This is a genomic window from Arthrobacter sp. NPDC057009, from assembly GCF_042673905.1.
In the GTDB taxonomy this organism is placed as follows: Bacteria; Actinomycetota; Actinomycetes; order Actinomycetales; family Micrococcaceae; genus Arthrobacter.
Map to the genome: position 1 here is coordinate 30,708 of NZ_JBHUSB010000019.1, position 23,711 is coordinate 54,418.

The 23,711-nt window shown below is 66.8% G+C and carries 19 protein-coding genes; 11 read left to right on the forward strand and 8 right to left on the reverse strand.

Annotated elements, in window-relative coordinates; all coding sequences use genetic code 11:
- Positions 1 to 26: 26 nt before the first annotated feature.
- Both ACFTR6_RS17725 and ACFTR6_RS17730 read right to left on the reverse strand, forming a co-directional pair.
- On the reverse strand, positions 27 to 761 hold the full coding sequence (locus ACFTR6_RS17725; RefSeq protein ID WP_076800963.1) for a response regulator transcription factor: 735 nt from the start codon (positions 759 to 761) through the stop codon (positions 27 to 29).
- Positions 758 to 2,455 (reverse strand): sensor histidine kinase, encoded by a 1,698-nt coding sequence (locus ACFTR6_RS17730; protein WP_377958827.1) that lies wholly within the window; start codon positions 2,453 to 2,455, stop codon positions 758 to 760. Before ACFTR6_RS17730 ends, ACFTR6_RS17725 begins: the two co-directional genes overlap by 4 nt.
- 486 nt (positions 2,456 to 2,941) lie before the next feature.
- On the opposite strand from ACFTR6_RS17730, the gene ACFTR6_RS17735 reads away from it, so the two are divergent.
- From ACFTR6_RS17735 to ACFTR6_RS17760, 6 genes are all read left to right on the forward strand, one after another.
- Complete coding sequence (locus tag ACFTR6_RS17735) at positions 2,942 to 4,516, forward strand: BTAD domain-containing putative transcriptional regulator (RefSeq protein WP_087872022.1); 1,575 nt, start codon at positions 2,942 to 2,944, stop codon at positions 4,514 to 4,516.
- Positions 4,509 to 5,900, forward strand: a complete 1,392-nt coding sequence (locus ACFTR6_RS17740; protein ID WP_377958828.1) for a sensor histidine kinase — start codon at positions 4,509 to 4,511, stop codon at positions 5,898 to 5,900. The genes ACFTR6_RS17735 and ACFTR6_RS17740 overlap by 8 nt, the downstream gene beginning before the upstream one ends.
- Positions 5,901 to 6,134: 234 nt before the next feature.
- Complete coding sequence (locus ACFTR6_RS17745; RefSeq protein WP_377958829.1) at positions 6,135 to 7,133, forward strand: o-succinylbenzoate synthase; 999 nt, start codon at positions 6,135 to 6,137, stop codon at positions 7,131 to 7,133.
- 232 nt (positions 7,134 to 7,365) lie between these two features.
- Positions 7,366 to 9,456, forward strand: a complete 2,091-nt coding sequence (locus ACFTR6_RS17750; protein ID WP_377958830.1) for a PhoX family protein — start codon at positions 7,366 to 7,368, stop codon at positions 9,454 to 9,456.
- A gap of 294 nt (positions 9,457 to 9,750) precedes the next feature.
- Positions 9,751 to 11,514 (forward strand): 2-succinyl-5-enolpyruvyl-6-hydroxy-3-cyclohexene-1-carboxylic-acid synthase, encoded by a 1,764-nt coding sequence (menD, locus tag ACFTR6_RS17755; RefSeq protein ID WP_377958863.1) that lies wholly within the window; start codon positions 9,751 to 9,753, stop codon positions 11,512 to 11,514.
- A 332-nt stretch (positions 11,515 to 11,846) separates the two neighbouring features.
- Positions 11,847 to 12,680: a hypothetical protein gene (locus ACFTR6_RS17760; RefSeq protein WP_377958831.1), complete on the forward strand. Its 834-nt coding sequence runs from the start codon at positions 11,847 to 11,849 to the stop codon at positions 12,678 to 12,680.
- A 136-nt stretch (positions 12,681 to 12,816) separates the two neighbouring features.
- Here the strand turns inward: ACFTR6_RS17760 and ACFTR6_RS17765 are convergent, their stop codons facing one another.
- The 4 genes from ACFTR6_RS17765 to ACFTR6_RS17780 all read right to left on the reverse strand — a co-directional run bounded on the left by ACFTR6_RS17765 (position 12,817) and on the right by ACFTR6_RS17780 (position 16,864).
- Positions 12,817 to 13,620, reverse strand: coding sequence for an amino acid ABC transporter ATP-binding protein (locus ACFTR6_RS17765; RefSeq protein ID WP_377958832.1), 804 nt, complete (start codon positions 13,618 to 13,620; stop codon positions 12,817 to 12,819).
- A gap of 12 nt (positions 13,621 to 13,632) precedes the next feature.
- Entirely contained in the window at positions 13,633 to 14,427 is a 795-nt protein-coding gene (locus ACFTR6_RS17770; protein WP_076803765.1) for an amino acid ABC transporter permease, read from the reverse strand.
- A gap of 102 nt (positions 14,428 to 14,529) precedes the next feature.
- A complete protein-coding gene (locus ACFTR6_RS17775) occupies positions 14,530 to 15,336 on the reverse strand; it encodes an ABC transporter substrate-binding protein (protein ID WP_377958833.1) in 807 nt (268 codons plus the stop codon).
- A gap of 205 nt (positions 15,337 to 15,541) precedes the next feature.
- Complete coding sequence (locus tag ACFTR6_RS17780) at positions 15,542 to 16,864, reverse strand: isochorismate synthase MenF (RefSeq protein ID WP_377958834.1); 1,323 nt, start codon at positions 16,862 to 16,864, stop codon at positions 15,542 to 15,544.
- 119 nt (positions 16,865 to 16,983) lie between these two features.
- Here ACFTR6_RS17780 and ACFTR6_RS17785 point away from each other — a divergent pair, with 119 nt between their 5' ends.
- The 4 genes from ACFTR6_RS17785 to ACFTR6_RS17800 all read left to right on the forward strand — a co-directional run bounded on the left by ACFTR6_RS17785 (position 16,984) and on the right by ACFTR6_RS17800 (position 21,507).
- On the forward strand, positions 16,984 to 17,763 hold the full coding sequence (locus ACFTR6_RS17785; RefSeq protein ID WP_253250264.1) for a demethylmenaquinone methyltransferase: 780 nt from the start codon (positions 16,984 to 16,986) through the stop codon (positions 17,761 to 17,763).
- A gap of 4 nt (positions 17,764 to 17,767) precedes the next feature.
- Entirely contained in the window at positions 17,768 to 19,102 is a 1,335-nt protein-coding gene (locus ACFTR6_RS17790) for a geranylgeranyl reductase family protein (RefSeq protein ID WP_377958835.1), read from the forward strand.
- Positions 19,103 to 19,111: 9 nt separating this feature from the next.
- Positions 19,112 to 20,212 carry a polyprenyl synthetase family protein gene (locus ACFTR6_RS17795; protein ID WP_076800986.1) on the forward strand — a complete coding sequence of 367 codons (1,101 nt, stop codon included), beginning with the start codon at positions 19,112 to 19,114 and terminating at the stop codon, positions 20,210 to 20,212.
- Between the two features lie 545 nt (positions 20,213 to 20,757).
- Positions 20,758 to 21,507: an endonuclease domain-containing protein gene (locus ACFTR6_RS17800; protein ID WP_377958836.1), complete on the forward strand. Its 750-nt coding sequence runs from the start codon at positions 20,758 to 20,760 to the stop codon at positions 21,505 to 21,507.
- Between the two features lie 123 nt (positions 21,508 to 21,630).
- Here the strand turns inward: ACFTR6_RS17800 and ACFTR6_RS17805 are convergent, their stop codons facing one another.
- Together ACFTR6_RS17805 and ACFTR6_RS17810 are read right to left on the reverse strand one after the other, a co-directional pair.
- The gene (locus ACFTR6_RS17805; RefSeq protein WP_377958837.1) at positions 21,631 to 22,053 is read right to left on the reverse strand and encodes a hypothetical protein; all 423 of its coding nucleotides are present in this window, start codon (positions 22,051 to 22,053) and stop codon (positions 21,631 to 21,633) included.
- 14 nt (positions 22,054 to 22,067) lie between these two features.
- A complete protein-coding gene (locus ACFTR6_RS17810) occupies positions 22,068 to 22,739 on the reverse strand; it encodes a trimeric intracellular cation channel family protein (RefSeq protein WP_076800993.1) in 672 nt (223 codons plus the stop codon).
- 60 nt (positions 22,740 to 22,799) lie between these two features.
- Here ACFTR6_RS17810 and ACFTR6_RS17815 point away from each other — a divergent pair, with 60 nt between their 5' ends.
- Positions 22,800 to 23,648 (forward strand): sirohydrochlorin chelatase, encoded by an 849-nt coding sequence (locus tag ACFTR6_RS17815; RefSeq protein ID WP_377958838.1) that lies wholly within the window; start codon positions 22,800 to 22,802, stop codon positions 23,646 to 23,648.
- Positions 23,649 to 23,711: the final 63 nt, after the last annotated feature.

Genomic DNA, 23,711 nt, shown 5'->3' on the forward strand with positions numbered 1-23,711 from the left:
GCCAGTGAGCCTATGAGCCGGCGGACCTATATTGAATGGTCCTCGGCAACATCCGCGGTGCCGGATGGATCATCCGGGGCCGTCGTGGAGGGGCCGGGCAAACACACGAGGCGGTAACCCACGCCGCGGACCGTCTGGATGCGCTCCTGGCCGAGCTTGTGCCGCAGGTACCTGACGTACACGTCCACCACATTGGAGGAGCCTTCGAAGTGGTAGCCCCACACCCTGCTCAGGAGCTGCTCGCGGCTGAGCACCTTGCCGGCGTTCTCCATGAACGTCCGGGCCATGACGAATTCCCGCGCGGACAGGTCGATCACATGGCCGCCGATCTCGGCGGTGCGCAGGTTGACGTCGAGCGACAGGTCGCCGCAGACGAGCGTCGGGGCGGAAGCCACCGCCTGCGCGCCCCGGAGCCGCAGCTTGATGCGGGAGAGGAGTTCCTCGAACCGGAACGGCTTGGTCATGTAGTCGTCCGCGCCGCCCTCGAGCGCTGCCACCGTGCTTTCGAGGCTGTCCGCTGCCGTGAGGATGATCACCGGAATCGTGGAGCGCATGTCGCGGAGGTTCTTGAGCACGGTGAGGCCGTCCATCCTCGGCATGCCGATGTCCAGGATGAGGAGGTCGAACTCCCCGGATGTGGCGTAGTCCAGTGCCTTCACCCCGTCCGAGACCTGGGTGGTGGTATAGCCGGCCGCCGTGAGGCCTTTGGTGAGGAAAGCCGCAATGCGGGGCTCGTCGTCGGCGATCAGGATCCGGGTCAAGAGGTACCTCCCGCCCGGGTGGCCAGTTCAATGCCCGACGCCGGTCCCGCCGGCTTTGGTTTGCCGCCTCCCGTGCCCGCTCCCTTATGCCGCGGTCCCTTAACGGCATGGCCCTTAGCGGCACGGAGGTCCGCACTGCTGCCGCTCCGGCCGGCGCTGTCTGCGGCGGCTGAATCATCCGCTTCGCCGTCCTCCTGCCGTCCGCCGGACGGGATCCGGAGCACGAAGCGGCTGCCCTTGCCCACCTCCGATTCCAGCAGCACCGTGCCGCCATGCGCCTCGGCGATGGCCTTCACGATCGACAGCCCCAGTCCGGAGCCCTCCGAGGTCTCCGCGTTGCTGCCCTTGCCAAAGCGTTCGAAGATGCGCTCATGGTCGCCGGCGGGGATCCCGGTGCCGGTGTCCGACACCCAGATCTCCAGCACCCTGGATACCGGGTTTCCCAGCTCCCGCACAACTACCGCCCGACCGCCCTGGGAGGCGCCGCCGTCGTCCTCCACCCACGCCCCGCCAACGGAAATGCGGTCCGACTCGGACGTGTGCTTAACGGCGTTAGCGGCGAGCTGCTCCAGTGCCTGGGTAAGCCTGCGGCGATCGGCGCGGATCAGGCCCCCGGGGCTGGCGTCCAGGTGCCACTGGCGCTCGCCGAGGACACGGACCCGGTTCAGGACGTCCTCCAGAAGGTCGTCCGCCTCCACCCAGTCAGGCGTCACGAAGTCCGGCCGGCCGCTGCGGGCAAGGATCAGGAGGTCATCCACGAGTACCTGCATCCGGTCCAGCTCGTCCAGGAGCAGCATGCGGGTCTGGTCGACGTCGTCGGGATCCCCTGCGCGGAGCAGTTCCAGGTAGCCGCGGATGATCGTCATGGGAGTACGCAACTCATGGCTGGCATCGTGGACGAAACGGCTCTGGTTGTCGAAGCCGGACTCAAGCCGCTCAAGCATGCGGTTGAAGTTCATGGCGAGCTGGGCGACGTCATCAGTGCTGTCGGGCACCTCAACCCGTTTGGTCAGGTCCTCATAAGTCGTGGCCTCAGTGGCTTCGCGGAGCCGCCGGACGGGACGCATCAAACGGCCGGTGACCAGGTAACCGACCAGACCGGTCAGCGCGAGCGTCCCCACCGAGGCCAGGGCGAACGTCCACATTGAGGCGAAAACCTCGGCGCGCTGGGCGCCGATCTCGCTCGAGGCAATCAGCAGGCCCTGGTCCTGGCGGCCGCCGGCCAGGGAAACGGCAGTAATGGCCAGCCGGACCTGCCGGCCGTCCAGGTCAATGTCCCGCATCACGGTCTCGCCGGGAACGCTCCAGTCCCAGACATGGTCGGTGACGGCCGGGGTGTTGAGGTTAGTGGGCTGTTTGGCTTTGGGAAGGATGACGATGCCGCCGCGGACTATGGTCATCACGGACTCGTAACCGCCCGGAGCCCCATTGCGCAGGTAGGTCGCAAAGAGCTCGTGCAGGGAGGAGTAGCCCGCGCCAAAGTTGTTCGGCGAGCCCAGCCGTGCCAGCACGTCCAGGTTGTCCCGGGGCAGCAGCAGTTCAGAGTTCACCCGGTCGTTGAGGCTCTTCAGCTGGGCGGCATGGGTGGCGGCGCCGGCCACAAAGAGGCCTACGGCCATGAAGACGAGCAGCGTGGCCAGCAGCCGGAAGCGGACGGAATGGATTTCCGTGCGCAGTGCGCCGGCCGGATTCATGGGTCTACCCGGCCTCTTCTGGTATGTGACGCGCGTAACACAACACACGCCAGGGCCAGCCCGGCAGAAATTTTTTGAAATCCGGGGCGGCCGGCAAAGACGCACATCGCCGAGTACTCGGAGTACTTGGTTGTACCCGGCCCGGCCATAGGACGCGTCATTGGATCACCCATTTCATGCTGGCTCGGCGGTCCTCCGGGGACGAGGATCGCAGTAGTACCGCTCTAACTGCAGTAATACGACTGTAGCCCCGGGTTCTTGGGAAAAACTTGGTGCTGTTGGACCCCACCGCCGTTGTTCGCGCCGGTTCGAGGGGAGCCGCGGGCCACCCCGACCGCGTGGTGCCCGGTCTATGCAAAAGCAACCAAGTAGTGGGTGCCCCGAAATTCGAGTACTCGCTACTCGTGCCCCTACTTGCATGAGTGACAAGTATGAATCCAAGCCATTCATGGGGAATGCAGTTCATGGGGATAGTAGGTGCAGAAAATGGTTCAGACCGTTGCAGAAGATACTCGTTGGGCCCGGAGAGTCAATGACGACGAGTACCTTCCAAACTCACTGGAAGATGCTGGCGGCACAACGACGAAGTTGTCCATCAACATCCTGGGTCCGCTCCGGGTCCGCCGCGGCGGAGTCGTGATCGGATCCCACGAGCTGGGCGGTCCCAAGCCGCGCCAGGTCCTTGAAATCCTGTTGCTCAAGCTGGGGACCCCGGTCTCCAAGAACCACCTGATCGACGTGCTGTGGAACGGCCAGCCGCCGGCTGAGGCGCTGTCCACGCTCGAGAGCTACGTCAGCGTCCTGCGCCGGCACCTTCAGCCGGGAAGCGGCAAGGGCGGCGCTCTCCGCACGGTCACCGGCGGCTACATGATCGACCGCAGCATGGTTGATCTGGACCTGGACCGCTTTGATGACCTCCTCAAGCAGGCCGGGCATGCCTCTCCCGAGGAATCCTTCCGGCTGCTCGAGAAGGCCCTCGACATCGCCTCGGTGCCGCTGCTCGGGGATGAGCTGCTGGCCGGCTGGGCTGAAGAGGAACGTGCTCTCCACTCCGCACGCGTCGCCAGCATCAAGGCACGGGCAGCGGAAGCCGCCGTCGCCGTCGGACATCCGGAACGCGCGGTGGCCCTTGCCAGCGAACTGCTGGTGGACGATCCCATCAATGAGCGCGCCTGGACCGCCCTGGTCCTGGGCCTCGAGGAATCCGGGCAGTACATGGAAGCACTGCGGGCCTACGGGCGCTGCCGCCGGGTCATGGACCAGGAGATCGGCTGCCTCCCCGGACGTCCGCTGCGGGAAGCACACGCCCGGCTGCTGCAGGCAACGGCCGCCAGCGAGGACGACATGGATCTCTCAGATGCGGATGCTCCGCTCCAGGCAACTTCCCAGAACACCCGGGAAATCAGCATCCTGACCATCGACGACCACAGCACGTTCACCGAACTGCTCACGGCCGCACTCGACCGCGAGCCGGACCTGCGGAGCGTCGCTTCGGCCACCACGGCCAAGAGCGGCGTGGAGCAGAGCATTGCCCTCAAGCCCGACGTCGTGATCATGGACTTCCACCTGCCCGACGGCGACGGCCTCACCGCCGCTGCCCGCATCCTGGCTGACGCACCGAACACCCGGATCGTCATGCTCACCGGCGACCCGACGCCGGAAGCGCTGCGGACCGCCGCCTCCATGGGCATCTGCGCCTTCCTGCCGAAGGGCGGATCGCTGTCCACGCTGCTGGACACCCTCCGCTACGCACGGGCCGGCAACATGGTGGTCCACCCCTCGCTGGTGGCCCAGCTGGGCATGGCCACTCCCGCTCCGGCCCCCGCGGCCCGCGAAGTGGAGCCGGGCGGACCCGTCCTGACCCCCCGGGAACTGGATGTGCTGCGGCTGATGGCCGGTGGCCACGGGTCGAAGGAAGTGGCCAGCAAGCTGGACATCTCCCTCAACACCTGCCGCGGCTACGTGAAGGCGATCTTCGCCAAGCTGGGAACGCACTCGCAGCTCGAATCGGTCATGGAAGCGTCACGGCGCGGCATGCTCGAGCAGCCGACAAATGGCTAGGCCATCGCTCGGTAAACCTGCCCTTTTCCGCCCGTTCGAATCGCCGGCCTACCACAATTCCGAGGTTTTCAAGGCAGTCCGGCGGTTCCTGCTCATGGGGCTGGTTGCCCTGGTGGTGGTCACCACCCCGGTGGCCTTCTGGATCTGGTCCGAGGCTGAACGCCACGCACTGCAGAACTCCAAGGACGCCACCCACCACCTGGCCAACAACGTGGTGGGGCCGCTCCTGGATGAGGAAGTCCTGTCCGGCCAGCCCACGGGGACTGAACGGCTCGAGGAGCGCCTCCGCCCCTGGGTCGAGTCGTCCTCGGTGTTCGAGATCAGGCTTTGGGACAAGGACGGGCGGATCGTCTACGCGGACGACCCCAAGCTCGTCGGCCAGACCTTCGGCCTGCCGCACGAGGCGCAGGACGTCCTGGCCGGCGGGGACGTGCCCGCCAACCTGGAGATGCAGAAGGACGAGGTCAACACACCCGGCGTCGAAAACGGCGAGCTCGTGGAGGTCTACGTGCCCGTCACATCCCCGGACGGGCAGAAACTGGTCTTTGAGAGCTATTACGACGACGACGGGGTCCGCCAGGAGCAGGCCGCCGTTCTGTTCGGCATGGCTCCGCCGTTCCTCCTGTCGCTCGCCGTCCTGCAGCTGGCGCAGCTGTTCCCGGCAGTCCAGCTGGCACGCAGGATCCAGGCCTATGAAGCTGGCCGGAGCCGCCTGCTCCGCCGGGCCATCGAAGCCTCCGAGCTTGAGCGGCAGCGCATCGCCCGGGACCTGCACGACGAGGTGATCCAGGAACTCTCGGGCCTGTCCTACGTGATGGAGTCCGAGGAACTGCACAGCCCGGTGGGCCAGCGGGCGCTGTTTTCCGACGCACGGCGGATCCTGCAGGACAATGTCCGCAGCCTGCGGGCCATGACCAGCGAGCTGTACCCGCCGGACCTGAACCGCCTTGGCCTTTCCGGGGCGCTGGCACGGCTTGGTGATCCGCTTGAGGAACGCGGGATCAGCCTGGAACTCGACCTGCCGGAGAAGTGCGAGCTGGACCGGGACCGCGCGGCGCTCTTCTACCGGGTGGCGCGTGAAGCCCTGGCCAACACCGCAAAGCATTCCCGGGCGTCCAAGGCAGAACTCCACCTCCACCAGGACGGCGGCCGCTCGGAGATCCGCATTCAGGACGACGGCTGCGGCTTCGACCAGAGCGAGGGATCGCCGGAAGGACATTTCGGCCTGCGCATCATGAAGGACACCATCGGTGAGGCCGGCGGAACGCTCCAGGTGATGTCCGCGCCCGGCCGGGGAACCACGGTGATCGCGCGCTTCGGTGGCGGGGGTGCCGACGTTCCGGCCTCCTTCGGCCACGAGTCGGAGCCGGTGCCCACGGCGTAGCTCCCGGCGCGCACTGCACCCACAGACCGCCGGCCCCTCCAATGAAGTGGGGGCCGGCGCAGTTCCGTCCCAACCCTCTCGCAGTTTCTGCCGCTTTTCCCAAACCCTCTCGCAGTTTCTGCCGCTTTTCCCCAAACCCTCTCGCAGTTTCTGCCGCTTTTCCCCAAACCCTCTTGCAGTTCCTGCCGCTTTTCCCCAAACCCTCTTGCAGTTCGGCGCCGGTACAGTGAATCCATGCCCCTCCAGCACCCGTCCCTTGAGGAACTGCTCTCCAGCGCCCGCGTCGTTGCGCTTCCCATGCGCGTCAAGTTCCGCGGGATCCTGGAACGGGAGACGTTGCTCCTTCACGGCCCGCTGGGATGGGGCGAGTTCGGTGCCTTCCCCGAATACGGCGACGCCGAGGCCTCCCGCTGGCTGGCTTCGGCCATCGAGGCTGGCTGGCACGGTTTCCCGGCACCCGTGCGGACCAGCATCCCCGTCAACGCCACCGTGCCCGCCGTCGCTGCAGAGCGGGTGCCTGAAATACTAGCCAGATTCGGCCGTGTGGACGCCGTCAAGGTCAAAGTGGCCGAGCGGGGCCGGACGCTCGACGACGACACCTCACGGGTGGCCGCTGTCCGCGCCGCGCTCCCGGAGGCCGCAATCCGGGTGGACGCCAACGGCGGTTGGGACATTCCGGCGGCGGTGGCGGCGCTCACCCGGCTCGCCGACGCCGGCCTGGAGTACGCCGAGCAGCCGGTGGCGGAGATCGACGGCCTGGCCGAGGTGCGCCGGCGGCTCCGCGCTGCGGGGGTGCCCGTCCTGATTGCCGCGGACGAAAGCGTCCGTAAAGAGGAGGATCCCCTCAAGGTGGCCCGGGCCGGCGCTGCCGATCTCCTGGTGGTGAAGGTTGCGCCGCTCGGGGGAGTCCGGCGCGCGCTGGAGCTGGTGGCGCAGGCGGGGATGCCCGCCGTCGTGAGTTCCGCTCTCGATACCTCCGTCGGGATCCGGGCCGGGCTGGCGCTCGCGGCCACGCTGCCTGAACTCCCGTACGCGTGCGGGCTGGGAACAGTCTCGCTGCTGGCGGCGGACGTCGTCGCCGAGCCTTTGGTGGCCGACGACGGCGCCATCGCCTTGCGCGATGTTGTCGCCGACGAGGGGCTGCTTGAGGAATACGCCGCCCCGGCTGAGCGCCGGGAATGGTGGCTCGCCCGCCTCCGCCGCGCCTACGCCCTGCTCCCCGCCCCGGCATAGCCCGCCCCTCCCCGCCGATCCTCTCTCACTTCCTGCGGGTTTTCCCACGACGCTCTCCCACTTCCTGTCGGGTTGCGGCCGACGCTCTCTCACTCCCTGTCGGGTTGCGACGGACCCTTGCTCACCTGGGGAAGCCGAGTTCACCAGATCTTCATCCGAGTGTCGACTTCCGGTTGGCTTTCACTGGAAGGGTGGCGGTGCCGCATCTAAACCCTTGGAAGGTCTCTCTCCCATGTCTGAAATCTCCGGACGCAAGTTCGCTCTGCTGCCCATGCTCGGCCACACCAAAGGCAAGCGCAGCCCGATCACCTGCGCGCTCAAGTGCGACAACGCCTGCGCGGGCGACGTCTGCAACACGAGCTCGAACAGCTACTTCCGCGACATTGCCTCCACCACGCTGTCCCGCCGCGCCGCCCTGGGCTTTGGCGCCGCCGGTGCCCTCGCCGTCGTGCTTGGCGGTGCCGTAAGCGGCAGCGAGAAGGCCGTCGCCGACGGCGGAACGGGACTGTCGGCTGCTGCGAAGAACGGCTTTGGCCGGGGTGCGTCCAAGCTGCAGTTCACTGCCATCCCTTCCATTGCTGCCGACGTCGACGCCGTGACAGTGCCGGCCGGCTTTACCTGGCAGCCGGTCATCCGCTGGGGCGACCCGATCTTCAAGGGTGCCCCCGCCTTCGACCTGAACAAGCAGACCGCTTCCGCCCAGGAGCGCCAGTTCGGCTACAACAACGACTACACGGACATCCTCGAAATCCCCGGCAGCAAGGGCCGCCGTGCAGTGCTGTTCGCCAACCATGAGTACACGAACGACGCCATCATGTTCCCCCCGTCCATGCCGGCCGGCGAGGTGCGCGCGGTCAGCCAGGCCGCTCATGGCCTCTCCGTTGTGGAGCTGGAGCGCAAGAACAAGAACAAGCCGTGGAGCTACGTGCAGGGTGCACCCCTGAACCGGCGGTACCTGAACAGCACGCGCTACGAGCTCACCGGGCCCGCTGCGGGCTCCGCGCTGGTCAAGACCGTTGCCGACCCAGAGGGCCGCTGGATCAACGGCACGCTGGGCAACTGCGCCGGCGGCACCACCCCGTGGGGCACCATCCTCTCCGGCGAGGAGAACTTCAACGGCTACTTCGTTGCCCCCGGCACGTCCGCCTACGACAAGCGCTACGGCCTCACCAACAAGCCCACGGCCCGCCAGTGGGAGCTGGACGATCCGCGCTTCAACACCAACAACCCCGGCCACGAAAATGAGGCCAACCGCTTCGGCTGGATCGTGGAGGTTGACCCGTTCGACCCCACCTCCACGCCCAAGAAGCACTCTTCCCTGGGCCGCTTCAAGCACGAAGGCGCCAACGTCATCGTGGCCGGGTCCGGTCACGTGGTGGCCTACTCCGGCGACGACGAGCGCTTCGACTACCTGTACAAGTTTGTCTCGAAGGCCAAGTACCGCGAGGGCGACCGCAAGCACAACATGACGCTCCTCTCCGAGGGCGACCTCTACGTTGCCAAGTTCAACGGCGACTCCCCGGCTGCCGAAATCGACGGCACCGGCAAGGTCCCCTCCGACGGTTCCTTCGACGGCACCGGTGAATGGCTGCCCCTGGTGGTCGGCGGCAAGTCCAAGGTGGATGGCATGTCCGTCGAGGAAGTGCTCGTGTACACCCGCATCGCCGCCGACAAGGTGGGCCCCACCAAGATGGACCGCTGCGAGGATGTGGAACCCAGCCTGCACACCGGCAAGGTCTACGTGGCATGCACCAACAACTCGGACCGCGGCAAGATCGGCAAGGAGGGCGCCACCGAGGTCAACCCCCGCAATGCCAACCGTGACGGCCACATCGTGGAAATCACGGAAACCGGGGACCAGACGTCCACCAAGTTCACGTGGAACCTCCTCATGGTCTGCGGCGATCCCTCTTCCGGTGACGTCACGTACTTCTCCGGTTTCCCGGCCGACAAGGTCTCGCCGATCTCCTGCCCGGACAACCTTGCCTTCGATTCCGTGGGCAACCTCTGGATCTCCACCGACGGCGCACCGTCCGGCATCGGAAAGGCGGACGGCCTGTTCAAGGTCACCCTGGAGGGGGCCGAGCGCGGCCGTGTGGAGCAGTTCCTCGCCGTGCCCCGCGATGCCGAAACCTGCGGCCCCATCATCCACGACGACGAGCGCACCGTGTTCGTCTCGGTGCAGCACCCGGGGGAGGAGGGCACATTCGAAGCCCCGAACTCCTACTTCCCGGACTACGTTGCCGCCGGAGCAACTGCCCGGCCTGGCCAGGTCCGGGCTCCCCGCCCGTCCGTAATCCAGGTGTTCCGCACCGACGCCTAGGGTTTTTCCCGACGCGCCATCAGATCCTGCAGGGATTCTCCCGACGCGCCATCAGCTCCTGCCGGTTCCCGGGCAACGCTCTCTCACTTTCCTTGGGAAAGTGAGAGAGCGTTGCCGATTAAGCGGCGGGAGGTGAGAGAGCGTTTGGGGTTGGGCGGCGGGAGGTGAGAGAGGGCTGGTTGGTGGCAGACTGGTTCGGTGACTTCCGAGCCCGACGAGCCTTCAGCCTCCACTTCCGACGCACCTTCCGCATCCATCTCCGACGGACCTTCCGCCCCCACTTCCGACGCGCGCATGGAACCTGCCGACGTGCCGGGCGGCACCCCTTCTGACTCGCCGAGCGACGCCGACGCCGGTGACAATCCCACGCTGACGTCGCTCGCTTCCGCACGGATCGCCGTCGCCGCGCTGCTCGACGGCGGAGTCCGGTACGTCGTTGTGGCTCCCGGCTCGCGGTCCGCCCCCATGGCCTACGCGCTGGCGGAGGCATCGGCGGCGGGGAAAGTCGAGCTGCTGGTCAGGATCGACGAGCGCTCGGCCGGGTTCACCGCACTCGGCCTGTCCCTGGCCACGGGCGCACCGGTAGCCGTGCTGACGACGTCGGGGACCGCCGTCGGGAATCTCCTGCCGGCAGTGATGGAGGCCAACCACGCCGCCGTCCCGCTGATGGTGCTGTCAGCTGACCGGTCGGAAGAACTGCGTGGAACAGGCGCGAACCAGACCACCATCCAGCTGGACCTCTTCGGTGAGCACGTGCGCTTCGCCGTCGACATCCCCGCCGGGTCGAGCCCGCAGCGCGCGGTGGAAACGGCGCTGGCCGCTGCCACCGGTGCCTTCGAGGACACACCGCCGGGACCCGTTCAGCTCAACCTGGCTTTCCGCGACCCCCTGGTTCCCGAAGCGGGGGAGCGGCTGCCCGAACAGCGCGGCCACGGGACGTTCCGGATCGGCACTGACCCGCTCACCATGACCCTCGATCCCGCCCCGGCCCACCTTCCCGAACGGCGCACTGTTGTCCTCGCCGGGCACGACGCCGGTCCGGTCGCCGAGGCGTTTGCCCGCGCCCACGGACTGCCGCTGCTGGCCGAGCCATCATCCAACTCCCGCTTCGGCCCCAACGCTGTGGGCCCGTACCGGCTGCTGCTGGAGCACTTCGGTCCGGACTCCGCCCTGCCGATCGAGCGTGCCGTGGTGTTTGGACGCCCAACGCTGTCCCGGCCGGTGTCGGCCCTGCTTGCCAGTGCGGACATCCCGGCGGCGCTCTACCAGCCCGTGCCGGTGGCCTGGTACGAGGCCGGCCGGCGCCGGGAAACGCCTATCGCCAGCCTGGATGAACTCGCAGAGTTTGCCGGGCGGGGGTCATCCTCGTGGCTGGATGCATGGCTGCTGGCCGGTGCCGCGGCCCAGCATGCCGTCGACGGCATACTCGCCACGGAGGAGACAGCAACGGGTCCCGCCGTCGGCGCCCTCGTGTGGCAGCACAGCCACGGACAACTGGTCCTGGGATCGTCCAACGGCATCCGGGACGTCGACCTCGCCGGGCAGCCCGCACCCGAACCGTCCGCCACGGTCTTTGCCAGCCGCGGCCTCGCCGGCATCGACGGCACCATCTCCACCGCCACCGGCATCGCACTCGGCGGCCACCAGGAAACCACCCTGCTGCTCGGCGACGTCACCTTCCTGCACGACGCCGGCGGGCTCTTCCTCGGCGCGGGCGAGGAACAGCCGCAGCTGCGCATCGTCGTGCTCAACGACGCCGGCGGTGCGATCTTCAGCCTCCTCGAACACGGCGCTGTCGCCGAGGCAGGCGGCTATGGGGACGCCGTCGAACGCCTCTTTGGTACCCCGCACTCAGTGGACATTGCGGCACTCGCCGCAGCGTACGGCGTCGGGCACTGTTTTGTAGGTACGACGGCGGGACTCGCCGAGGCGCTTGCCGCGCCGTTCGCCGGACGCACCATTATTGAGGTGCGCACCGACCGGCACGAACTCCGGGCCCTGCACGGCAGAATCAAGGCGGCGGTGGGCTCGGCAGTGGCTGGCGTGCTCGCTGGCTAGGCCACGGCGACGCGGTGCCTGTCCGGCGACGCGCTGCCTGTCCGGCGACGCGCCAATTACCTGCCGCGGCGCAAATTCCGTGCGCGCCGAGTAATCTGCGCGTCGCAGGGTAACTTCCGTGTCCTCTGGCTGTCGGTGGTCAACGCCGGGATATCCACATGGCGGCACGCACTTCTGTCGGACCGGCACCCTGTCCTGCGAGACTGCGAGCCATGGCAGAGCTACCAAGACTTATCCTCGCTCGCGAGTACATACAGCAGGGACTGACGCCAAATATGCTTGCCCGCCGGTGTAGTTCCGGTGCGCTCGTCCGGCTGCGGCAGGGAGTCTATGTGGACGGGGAAACCTGGGGCTCCCTCCAGCCATGGGACCAGTACCGGCTGAAGGTGCAAGCAGCGGCCGAAACCTTTACTTCGCCGACGGTGTTCACCTGGCATTCGGCGGCCAGTGTTTGGGGCGTTCCGACTGTCGGCCATCAACATCCGGTGCATGCACTGACGTTTCAGAACGGCGGCGGCAGGTCCCGGGCTGGCGTCCGACGGCACTACGCGGATCCGGCCGGCGTGAAAGTGTTCCGTCACGACGACCTTTTGGTGACCGGCCGCGTGCGTACTGTCCTGGACCTTGCTGCATTCACATCCTTCGCAGAAGCCATCGTTCCCCTGGACCACGTGCTCAGATCCGACAGGGCCAGGAAGCTGCCGGCACTGTGGAAGGAACAGCTCCTCGCCGAAATCGAGGGAAACTACACCACCGCAGCAGTGCGGCGGATCACCCTGGCCGTCGAGTTCGCAGATGCGCGGTCCGCCTCACCGGGGGAGTCCTACAGCCGGGCACTCATGCATGTGGCAGGCTTCGAGGCACCTGATCTGCAGCACGAGATCCGGGACGGGGCAGGTTTGGTTGGCTACTCGGATTATTACTGGGACGGCGCCCGTATCGCCGGAGAGTTCGACGGCGTGGAAAAGTACATGAAGCCGGAATACCTGAAGGGACGGACTCCGTCTCAGGTGGTGGTGGACGAGAAATGCAGGGAGGACCGGATCCGGGCTACCGGCTGCACCGTGGTCCGTTGGGTGTGGGCCGACCTGATGACGCCGGGACGGCTGGAACGGAAGCTGGCAGCGGCAGGAGTGCCCCGGCGTCGTGCTCGGTCCGCACAGTGATGCCGACGCTTCCGGCGACGCGCAAATTCGCCCGTGATGCAGAAATGCCTTGGCGCTACTGGAATTCCAGCAGCGCCAGGGCATTTGCGCATCGGGGGACGGAATGCGCGTCGTGCGGTCCCGCGGGCGCGCGGGCCTACTCGGCGATCTCGATGTGGGTGGGGTCCAGCACGCGGCGGAGGAACTCCTTGGTGCGGCCCTGGGTGGGGGAGCCGATGACCTGCTCGGCCGCGCCCTCCTCGACCACCACGCCGCCGTCCATGAACACCACGCGGTCGGCGACCTCGCGGGCGAAGCCCATCTCGTGCGTGACCACCAGCATGGTCATGCCTTCCTTGGCCAGGTTCCGCATGACCGAGAGGACGTCACCGACCGTTTCAGGGTCGAGCGCCGACGTGGGCTCGTCGAAGAGCATCAGTTCGGGGTCCATGCTCAGCGCGCGGGCGATCGCCACACGCTGCTGCTGGCCGCCGGAGAGCTGGTCCGGGAACCGGTCGGCAAGGTGCCCCAGCCCCACACGCTCAAGGTTGGCGCGGGCGATGCTGTCGGCTTCCGCCTGCGAACGCTTGAGCACCTTGGTCTGCGCAATTGTGCAGTTCCGCAGCGCGCTCAGGTGCGGGAACAGGTTGAACTGCTGGAACACCATGCCCACCTTGCGGCGCATCCGGTCGATGTCCACATCCGGGTCGGTCGCGTCGAAGCCGCCCACATGGATGCTGCCCTGGTTGGGCTGCTCGAGCAGGTTGACGCAGCGCAGCAGGGTGGACTTGCCGGAGCCGGACGGGCCGATCAGGCACACCACTTCGCCGGGTGCGACGTCCAGGCTGATGCCCTTGAGGACCTCGTTGGAGCCGTACGACTTGCGCAGGTCCTTGATGGCCACGCCGGCGGCATGGACGGCACCCTTGTGACTGGGGGAGTGAATTACGACGTCGTTCATTGACTTCTCTGCCTATCGCTTGGTCCGCGCGGAGCGGCTTTCGAACTTCCGGGCCAGGAGGCTCAGCGGGATGGTGATCACCAGGTAGAAAGCACCGGCCACCAGGAGCGGGGTGAGGCCCGCGCCCAGGCTTGAGATGCCGTCGCGGCCGAACTTGGTGAGGTCATATTGGGACGCCGTCAGGCCAAGCACGTAGATCAATGAGGAGTCTTTGGTCAGGAGGATGATCTCGTTGGTAAGCGGCGGCAGCACGATCTTAAAGGCCTGCGGGATGACGATGGTGACCATCGCCCGCCACTGCGGCATGCCCAAGGAACGGGCGGCTTCCATCTGGCCCTTGGGAACAGCCTGCAGGCCGGCACGGAGCGTTTCCGCGATGTAGGCGGCAGCCACCATGCCGAGGGAAACCATCGCGATGACGGTGACATTCCACTGGACGCCGAAGGCGAGCGGAACGCCGTAGCCAAAGGCGATGAACACCAGCAGCGCCGGGATACCTCGGAAGAACTCGATGTAGCCGGTGGCAATCCACCGGTACAAGGGAAAGCTGGAGAGCTTCATCAGGGCCAGCAGCAAGCCGCCGGAGAGGCCGAGGATGAAGCCGAGGGCCGTGTAGAGCAGGGTGTTCGTCAGGCCAACGACGAAGATATCCGGGAAGATCGGCGCGAGCTTGCCGAAGTTGAATACGCTGTTAGCGATGGTCTTCCAGTCGGTGGCCAGGATCAGCGCGGCCACAGCCACGACAAAGATTGATGCCTGAACGTACAGGCTCACCCTTGCCCGCTGTCGTGCGGTCATTGCGGTCATTGCCATCGTTGTCTCACATTCATTTTGCGCAGGTGAGGCCCCGTACGGACTGTGAACAGATCCCGGACGGGGCCCCTGATGCGTAGGCGTCAGGCGCGCCGGCTACTTGGCGGCTTCGCCGAACCAGTTGGTCTCGAACTTCTTGAGGCTTCCGTCGTCGGTGAGGCGCTTGAGCGTCTTGTTGACCTGTTCAAGCATGGCGGTGTTGCCCTTCTTGACGGCGATGCCGAGCTTCTCACCCGTGGCGTAGTTCTCGACGCGCTTGTACTTGGCGTCATCCTTGATGGCGTAGCCGAGGACCGACTGGTTGCCCAGGGCGGCGTCGATGGTGCCGGCCTTGAGCGCCTGGACCAGGAGGCCGGTGTCCTCAAACTGCTGCGCGTCGAGGCCCTTGTCCTTGGCGTACTTGGCACCCGTGGTGGCCTGCTGGACGCCCACCTTCTTGCCCTTGGCACTGTCGAGGTTGGTGATGCCGGAGGCATCGGAGGCGACCAGCGTCAGGTCGTCGTTCAGGTACGGGTCGGAGAAGTCCATGACGGACTTGCGGGTGTCCGTGATGGAGACGGACGAGATGGAGACGTCGCACCCCGTCAGCGCGGTGCCGGTCTCGATGGCCTCGAAGGAGCTGTCCACCACGTTGACTTCCGCGTTCATGTCCTTGGCCAGTTCGGCTGCGATGTCCATGTCGAAGCCGACGATCTTGCCGTCCTTCTGGAATTCGAACGGCTCGTAGGGGACGTCGGAGCAGATGGTGAGCTTTCCGGCGTTGATCAGCTGGACGCCGCTGGTGCTGGTGGCAGCGGGGGTGGAGCTGCCGCCGCCGCAGGCGGTGAGGGTAAGGGCCCCGACGGCGAGGATTGCGGCTGCCTTGGCGCTGAGTTTGGCCGTGGCAAGGGACTTGAGCTGCATTTCTTTACCTTTTGTTGCAGGGGTATGCGGAACTAAATCGGTTCATAGTGTATCGCCGTTGAGGAGATGTACGTCACAGAAAACTAAGTTTCACTATTTGATAACTAAACCACAGCACTTTTCAAGGGTTTTAATCGGGGGGATGTCCCGAATCCCGGACGCTTCCAGCCGGATGGCCTGATCGGTCGTCAGAGGCTGGCCACTCTCAGCTGCTGATTCCCAGCGACTCCAGCATCGGCCGGAACTTCGCCCACGTCTCCGCCAGTTCCGCCTCGGGCTGCGAACCCTCCACGATTCCGCAGCCGGCATATAACCGCACGGTAGTGGGGGATTCGATGACGGCCCCGCGGAGCGCGATGCCCCACTCGCCGTTGCCCGCGGCATCCAGCCAGCCCACCGGGCCCGCGTATGGTCCTCGGTCCAGGTGTTCGAGTTTCCGGATCAGTGCCCCCGCCACCTGCGTGGGGGTGCCGCAGACGGCGGCGGTGGGATGCAGGGCGTTGATCAGGGCCAGGCACGTGGGGACGTGGCCTTCCACTTCGGTGAGCTCAGCTTTGACGTCGGAGGCGAGGTGCCACACGTTCGGCAGCTCCAGGATGAACGGCTCGTCGTGCGCGTTCATGGCCTCGGAGAAGGGTGCGAGCTGGGTGGTCAGCGACTGGATGGCAATCTCGTGCTCGTGCCGCTGCTTCTCCGACCCCGCCAGGACCCGCTCGGCGTAATCGAGCGGCAGTCCGGCCTCGCCCACGGCATCGCGGCGGTCCAGCGTCCCGGCGAGCACCCTGGCCTGGGCGGTTCGTCCCTCCACCTGGATGAGCATCTCGGGAGTCGCCCCCACCAGGCCGTCCACTCCGTAGGTCCAGCATTCCCGGTACCGGCTGGCCAGCTGCCGCAGCACCTCGGCGGCATGGACGCCGTGGGGAACGGTGGCCACGATGTCCCGCGCCAGGACGAGCTTCTCGAGTTTCCCCGTGCGGATCTCAGTGACGCCGGCGGTGACGGCGGCCATCCAGTCCTCTTCGCTGAGGGACCCGGTCGTCAGCGTTGCGGGATCCTGCAGGGCCGCGGGGTCGGAATGAACGACGGCGGGCGGCGGGTCCGACTCCAGCCACCCCTTCAGGGTGGCGACGGCGCCCTCTTCGGTGAGTTCGCCGTCGTCGGCCGTTATCTGGGTGAGCCAGGCGCGGCCGTCCCGGACGCCCACCACGATCTCCGGCACGATGAGGCGGGACTCGTGGTCGGAAGCCTTGGAAAAAGCGAAGGATCCGAACGCCACCGGGCCGGTGCCGGGGCACTCCACCTGGTCCGTGATGTCTGCCTCGATGACCAGGTGGCGCCACCAGATGTCCGCCTCCAGGAACCGCTCAGGGCCCGTGGCAGTGAAGCGCGCCACTTCGCCGAAGCCCACCAGGCCGGCCTCGCGGCGGGTCCAGCACAGAACGTCATCGCGGACCAGATACGGCGGCAGTCCCTCGGGGGCCGAATCTCCATCCAAAGGGACTGTCAGGGTGCGGAGGGTGCTGGTCATGATGGGTCAACACTACTCCGCGCAGCAAGCCGGGGGCGTTTCCGGGCGGTTTGCCACGGCCACCACGCCCGGCCGCGCCCGTGGCACGGAGCCTGCTGATCTTTTGAGACAATGACATGGTGAACCGAGCATCCTTGGATAAGCGTCCGGACGAAGTAGCCACGATGTTTGACGACGTCGCACCCAAATACGACGTCGTCAACGATGTCCTCTCGATGGGGCAGACGCGCCGGTGGCGCAAGGTCGTGGTCGAAGCCATGGATGTCCGGGCCGGCCAGCGGGTGCTGGACCTGGCCGCCGGAACGGGAACCTCCAGCGAGCCTTATGCCGATGCCGGCATAAATGTGGTTGCCTGCGATTTCTCCCTCGGCATGCTCAAGGTGGGCAAGCGCCGCCGCCCCGATATCGACTTCATCGCCGGGGACGCCACCAACCTGCCCTTCGCTGACAACACCTTCGACGCCAGCACCATCTCCTTCGGCCTGCGCAACGTCAACGAGCCCAAGAAGGCCCTGGCCGAGATGCTCCGGGTCACCAAGCCGGGCGGCAAGCTGGTCATCGCCGAGTTCTCCCAGCCCGTCGTTCCGCTGTGGCGCACCATGTATACCGAGTACCTCATGCGCGCCCTGCCGGCCATTGCCACCAAGGTCTCGTCCAACCCGGACGCCTACGTGTACCTGGCGGAATCGATCCGCGCCTGGCCGGACCAGGACCACCTCGCCGCCTGGCTGCAGGAATCCGGCTGGCAGGACGTCACCTACCGCAACCTGAGCGGCGGGATCGTGGCCGTACACCGGGCCCACAAGCCGGTCAGCGGCAACGGCTCGGCGGAAGCCATCGCCGCCCACACCGGTCCGGTGGCCAAGCTGCGCCGCAACCTTCCGCGGACCGCGCGCTGACGCTGTGAAAGTACTGATTGTTGGCGCGGGTCCCGCCGGGTCCACCGCCGCGTATTACCTTGCCAAAGCCGGCATCGACGTCACGGTCCTGGAAAAGACCAGCTTCCCGCGCGAAAAAGTGTGCGGCGACGGTCTCACCCCACGGGCTGTCCGTGAAATCCAGAAGCTCGGCTTGCCGCACCCTGAGCAGGACGGCTGGCGCCGGAACAAGGGGCTGCGCCTGCTGGCCGGCGGCCGCACCCTGGAACTGCCGTGGCCCGAGGTCTCCGACTTCCCGCAGTACGGCCTGATCCGCACCCGGCTCGGCTTCGACGAGGAACTGGCCCGCCACGCCCAGGCCGCCGGCGCCACCGTACTGGAACGCCACAGCGTCATCGAGGCGCTGCGCAACGGTGACGGCCGCGTGACCGGGGTGCGCGCTGCGGTCCTTGACGAGTCCGGACGGAAGACGGGGGAGACGCTCGACTTCAGTGCCGACGTCGTGCTTGCCGCTGACGGCAACTCCACGCGCACCGCCGTCTCGCTCGGCATCCAGAAGCGCGACGACCGGCCGCTGGGCGTTGCGGTGCGCACCTATTTCCAGAGTCCGCGGCACGACGACGACTGGATGGAAGGCTGGCTGGAACTTCCAGGCCGCGACGGCAAGCTCCTGCCCGGGTACGGCTGGGTGTTCGGCGTCGGCGACGGCACCTCCAACGTGGGCCTGGGCATCCTCAACTCCTCCAAGGAGTTCGGCAAGCTGGACTACAAGCAGGTGCTCCGCGAGTGGACCGCCGGCATGCCTTCCGAGTGGGGCTTCACGCCCGAAAACCAGGTGGGGGAGATCCGCGGCGCCGCCCTCCCCATGGGCTTCAACCGCACACCGCACTACTCGCCTGGCCTGCTGCTCCTCGGCGACGCCGGCGGCATGGTGTCCCCGTTCAACGGCGAGGGCATCTCCTACGCCATGGAGTCCGCCCGCTTCGCGGCCGAATTCATCATCGATGCCGCTGGGCGGGTCGCTTCCGGTGGCTGGAACGCGTCCGACGCCGATACCCGCCTCGCGGGGTACGAGGACTATGTGCGTGAACAGTGGGGATCCCACTTCACGCTGGGCCGAGCCTTCGCAACGCTGATCGGCAAGCCCGCCGTCATGAAGCTCGCGCTGCGGACAGGGATGCCCATCCCCGTGCTCATGCGCTTCGTGGTCCGTCTGCTGGCCAACCTGACCGACCCGTCGGCCAAGGGCTTCGAGGACCGCGTGATCCGCGTGCTCGAACTGCTGGTTCCCGCCACGTCCAACACCTCTGCCCTTGCCCCCGCCGGCCCCAAATCAGCGGTTTCCGCAACAAAAAGTTAGGGTTAACCCGTGACCAACTCCGCGAACCACAGCTGGACGCACGCCGGGCACGGCCTGCCGGACTCCGAACCCAGCCTCAACACCACCGCCATCGCCACCGGGCTGCAGCTGCCGGCAGGCTTTGCGGCCATCGCGGAAGACCCCGACCTGGGTCCTGCCATCACCACCAACCTTGCCCGGGTGGAGAAGAAGCTCCGCGAAGCAATCGCCAACTCCGACCCCCTGGCTGACGCAACGTCGCGTCACCTCGTGGAAGCCGGCGGCAAGCGCATCCGCCCCCTGCTGACCCTGCTCTGCGCCCACCTGGGCGACGCATCCCTGCCCGCCGTGGTGCAGGCCGCCGTCGTGGTTGAACTGACGCACCTTGCCACCCTGTACCACGACGACGTCATGGACTCGGCGCCCTTCCGCCGCGGCGCCCCCACGGCCCACGAGGTCTGGGGCAACTCCGTGGCTGTCCTCACCGGCGACCTCATCTTCGCCCGCGCCTCCATCCTGGTGTCCGAGCTGGGCTCGCGCGCGCTCGGCATCCAGGCCAGGACCTTCGAGCGGCTGTGCCTGGGCCAGCTGCACGAAACCGTCGGGCCCCGCCCGGATGAGGACCCGGTGAAGCACTACCTCTCCGTGATCGCGGACAAGACCGGCTCCCTCGTGGCGGCCTCCGGGCAGTTCGGTGCCATCTTCTCCGGCGCCGACGAGGCTTACGAACAGGTCCTGGTGGAGTACGGCGAGAAGGTGGGCGTGGCGTTCCAGCTCGCGGACGACGTCATCGACGTGACGGGCGTCAAGGTCAAGTCCGGCAAGTCCCCGGGCACGGACCTGCGCGAAGGCGTTCCCACCCTGCCCGTGCTGCTGCTCCGCAACGCCGCAGCGGGCGGCGACCAGTCCGCCGTCGAGCTTCTCAAGCTCATCGACGGCGACCTCTCCTCCGACGAGGCCCTCGCCGAAGCCGTCGCAGGGCTGCGTGAGCACCCGGTCACGGCGGAGTCCTGGGTGGTGGCCCGCGCCTGGGCGGATGACGCCATCGCCGCACTGGCCCCGCTTCCGGAGGGCGTGGTGAAGGCCTCGCTGTCCAGCTTCGCGCGCGCCGTGGTGGACCGCGCCAGCTAGCGTATTGCGGCTTCAGACCCGCCAAGGAAGGCCCGCCCCCAAGGTGCCGGGCCTTCCTTGTTTAACCCGGTCTGCAGAAGCCGGGCCTGCAGATGCGGAACGGCCCCGGTTCTGCGCAGCGTCACGAGTCATACGCTGCGCGGAACCGGGGCCGTCTCTCCGTTCGCATCAAATCCACCGGAGGCATTCAGTGGACCCAGAAACACTCTATGACAGGTTTGTCATATCTGCAAAGTCCTTTGTTAATCGGCGTGTCACACACTTTTGTGACCCGGTGCCCGCCGTCGTGACCTTCTTTGGCTCAGGAGGGTGGAAGACACGCCGCGATATGGGGCTTCTGGCAGGTTTCACGCCTCAAAACGGGTCGGGACGGCGGCCCGGCCAATAATTGTCTACATGGCGAAGCCCAAGGCTGCCCGCGACTCCGGTGCACGGCCACCTTTAAGTCATGGACCTTGAACTCTTCCTTGCCCGCCGCGGCGGTGTGGCCAGGAGAAGCGACATCCTGCGGGCGGGCTTCCAGCGGATCCAGTTTGGATGCTTCGGTGGCTGCCGGCCGCCTGTACCGTCCGCAGCGGGGTGTGTACGCAGTGTTTAAGGCGGACCGCGACCTTCTTGCCGCTTTCAGGGCCAACGGGCAGCTGACGTGCGTCTCGGCCGGACGCTTCTATGGTCTGTGGGTCCTTCATCCGCCCCAGGCCCTGCACCTAAGCTGCGGTAACGGTGTGCCGAAGCAGGGAGTGATTGACCACGGGGCGTGCGTTCACGAAGCCACGCTGGCGTACCCCGTGGCTGCGTTGGCGGACGTACTCCTGCACGCACTGAGATGCCTGCCGGAGCTCGAAGCCCTGGTCATGGTGCAGTCCGCCACCGGCACAGGACAGATCTCGGTCAGTTTCCTGAGGAAGAAACTCATCGGGAACAGGAACGGCCGTGCCCGCGCGGTGCTGGACCTCCTGATTCCCCGGGCAGATTCCCTCCTGGAGGTGCTGGCGCATACCCATTTCGTTCGTGCGGGCCTCAAGGTGAGAATGCACGTGGACCTCCCGGGCGTGGGGGAGGTGGACTGCCTCGTGGAGGAATGCCTGGCGGTCGAGTTGGATGGATCGAGCCACTTCGAACCCAAGCAGATCAAGAAGGATCACAGAAGAAACAAAGCGGGCATGCTCGGGGGCCACCTTACTTTGCACTACTTCTATGACGATGTGGTCCACCAGCCAAAGGCGATGGTGGATGAGATCCGCGCCGTGCTGCACCTGTGGGCAACGGGCAGGTTTGCGCCCAACCACTGGTAGGGCAGGACTCCGCCGTCGTGACCCTCTTTGCCGGGCGCAGGGCCGAAACACGCGGACGTTTGCGGCGTGTCACGGCCGCCAGGAGGTCAAACAGGGTCGGGACGGAGGAAGAAACCGAAAAACCTAGTCCTCGTCGTTGAAGGCCCAGTCGAACATGTCGAAGACGAACTCCGAGAAGGTGCCTTCCTCGCTCTTCCACTGCCCGCGGATGTTGTTCCGGCGGTACACGATGGGGTCCGGGATGCTGAGATCGCCCACGCGGAAGCCCCAGGTGAAGTTCTCTTCCTCGTCCTCGAGGAACATAAGGAAGCCTTCGTCATCCACTTCGAGTTCCTCGGGATCCCAGAAGTAGTGGTAGGCCTCCATGAGGTCCTCACAGCCGCCGATCGCGAGGTAGAACTCGCGCAACACCAGGGGGATGGTGAATTGGTGGTCGGCGAGCTCCGCGTCCAGTTCCTCGGCGGTCAGCCCGTCCTCTTCCTGCCATTCGTCTTCGAGATACTTCGGGACCAGCGCGCGGAACTTCTCGAGGAACATGTCAGTCATGGCATTTATCCTAGCTAATCCCGGGGCCGTGAATTTCCGGGTTCCAGGCCAAGCCGGTACCACCCGCGGACCGCCAGCGGAATGCGCCAGGAAAGGCGCCACGCCACCACCCGGAAAGTGAAGGCCAAGGCCGCCACAACGCATGCCGTGATCGGATTGAACGCGTCCAGCTCCCACAAGATCGCAGTGAGGGCGGCACCCAGGAAGGCCGGCAGTGCGTAGAGGTCCCGGGCATCGAAGAGCCGGGGCACCTCGTTGGCTGTAATGTCCCGCAGCAGGCCGCCGCCCACCGCCGTCGTTACCCCGAGCAGTACCGCGGAGATGGGGTTCATTCCAAATGACAGCGCCTTCAGTGTCCCGGTGATGCAGAACAGGGCCAGCCCGGCGGCGTCGAACAGCGTGAGGAGCGAGGTGTAGCGCTGCACGCTGGAGAACAGGAAGTAGACCAGCCCGGTGGCCAGCAGCGGCGGCACCAGATACGCCGGGTTGCTGAACACCGCGGGCGGGCCGGCGCTGAGGATGATGTCGCGGATCACACCGCCGCCCAGCGAGACCAGGGAGGCGAGCAGCAGGGATCCGAGGAGGTCGAATTGCTTCCGCGCAGCGAGCAGCGATCCGGACACCGCGAAAAAGAAGATGCCCGCCAGGTCCAGCCATGCCAGGGCGATGTCAAAAGAGAATGTCATGGAGCGTCCCGGCAAACTTCAGGGGGCGGACAGTGCAGCTCCAACGTTACGCTAGCCCCTATGAATAGCCCGATCATGATCGCCTGTGCCCATGGGACCTCCAATGCGCAGGGAGCCGCCGAGGTCAATGCGCTCCGCGACGCCATTGCCGCGCTGCGCCCGGGGCTCGACGTCCGCGAGGCGTATGTGGACGTCCAGCAGCCCGATCTGGTGGACGTGGTCGCCGGGCTTCCCGCGGACACGGCAGCGTCCGACGGCGGTGCTGCCGCCACCTCTGGTGCCGCACTCCAGGCCGCAGCACCCCAAACCGCCGGCGGGCAGGGCGCCGCCGGCGCCTCCGCCGGCGCCTCCGCCGTCGTCGTTCCTCTGCTGCTCAGCGTGGGCTACCACGTGAAGGTGGACATCGCCAAGGCCGTGAAGAGCCGGCCGGGCACGGTGGCCGCGGCGCCGCTGGGGCCGGACCCGCGCCTCGCCGCCCTGCTGGACCAGCGGCTGCGGGAGGCCGGGGTTACGGACAATGACGCGATCGTGCTCGCCGCCGCTGGTTCGTCCAATCCGAACGCAGCGCTCAGCGTCGAGGAGCTGGCCGGACAGCTGCAGGCGCTGCGCTCCAACCGGATCGTCCCGGCGTACGGTGCCTCGGCCAAGCCGTCCGTCCCCGAAGCCGTGGCCATGCTCCGCGAGGAGGCCGCGGGCGGCGCCGGGGCAGGGGAGTCGGCAGGGGGCGCGAGCGTTGGCGGCCGCGTGGTGGTTGCCTCGTACCTCCTGGCGCCGGGCTTCTTCCACGACCAGCTCGCCAAGGCCGGGGCGGACCTGGTGACCGAGCCGCTGCTGCCTTCGCCCGTGCTCGCCGAGATCGCGCTGGAGCGGTACGACGCCGCCCTGGCGGCCTACGCCGTCACCTCTTAGAGCGGCCCTGAAACGGACGCCGCCCGAAGCACAGCGAGGCCCCGCCGTTCAAGGCCTCCCGGC

Excerpts from the sequence above, each read along its gene's own strand:
- ACFTR6_RS17810 (WP_076800993.1), bottom strand. The coding sequence starts at position 22,739 with ATGACATTCTCTTTTGACATCGCCCTGGCATGGCTGGACCTGGCGGGC.
- ACFTR6_RS17770 (WP_076803765.1), bottom strand. The coding sequence starts at position 14,427 with ATGACCGCAATGACCGCACGACAGCGGGCAAGGGTGAGCCTGTACGTT.
- ACFTR6_RS17780 (WP_377958834.1), bottom strand. The coding sequence starts at position 16,864 with ATGACCAGCACCCTCCGCACCCTGACAGTCCCTTTGGATGGAGATTCG.
- ACFTR6_RS17805 (WP_377958837.1), bottom strand. The coding sequence starts at position 22,053 with ATGACTGACATGTTCCTCGAGAAGTTCCGCGCGCTGGTCCCGAAGTAT.
- ACFTR6_RS17750 (WP_377958830.1), top strand. The coding sequence starts at position 7,366 with ATGTCTGAAATCTCCGGACGCAAGTTCGCTCTGCTGCCCATGCTCGGC.
- ACFTR6_RS17740 (WP_377958828.1), top strand. The coding sequence starts at position 4,509 with ATGGCTAGGCCATCGCTCGGTAAACCTGCCCTTTTCCGCCCGTTCGAA.
- ACFTR6_RS17730 (WP_377958827.1), bottom strand. The coding sequence starts at position 2,455 with ATGAATCCGGCCGGCGCACTGCGCACGGAAATCCATTCCGTCCGCTTC.
- ACFTR6_RS17775 (WP_377958833.1), bottom strand. The coding sequence starts at position 15,336 with ATGCAGCTCAAGTCCCTTGCCACGGCCAAACTCAGCGCCAAGGCAGCC.
- ACFTR6_RS17735 (WP_087872022.1), top strand. The coding sequence starts at position 2,942 with ATGGTTCAGACCGTTGCAGAAGATACTCGTTGGGCCCGGAGAGTCAAT.
- ACFTR6_RS17765 (WP_377958832.1), bottom strand. The coding sequence starts at position 13,620 with ATGAACGACGTCGTAATTCACTCCCCCAGTCACAAGGGTGCCGTCCAT.
- ACFTR6_RS17815 (WP_377958838.1), top strand. The coding sequence starts at position 22,800 with ATGAATAGCCCGATCATGATCGCCTGTGCCCATGGGACCTCCAATGCG.
- menD (WP_377958863.1), top strand. The coding sequence starts at position 9,751 with ATGGAACCTGCCGACGTGCCGGGCGGCACCCCTTCTGACTCGCCGAGC.
- ACFTR6_RS17745 (WP_377958829.1), top strand. The coding sequence starts at position 6,135 with ATGCCCCTCCAGCACCCGTCCCTTGAGGAACTGCTCTCCAGCGCCCGC.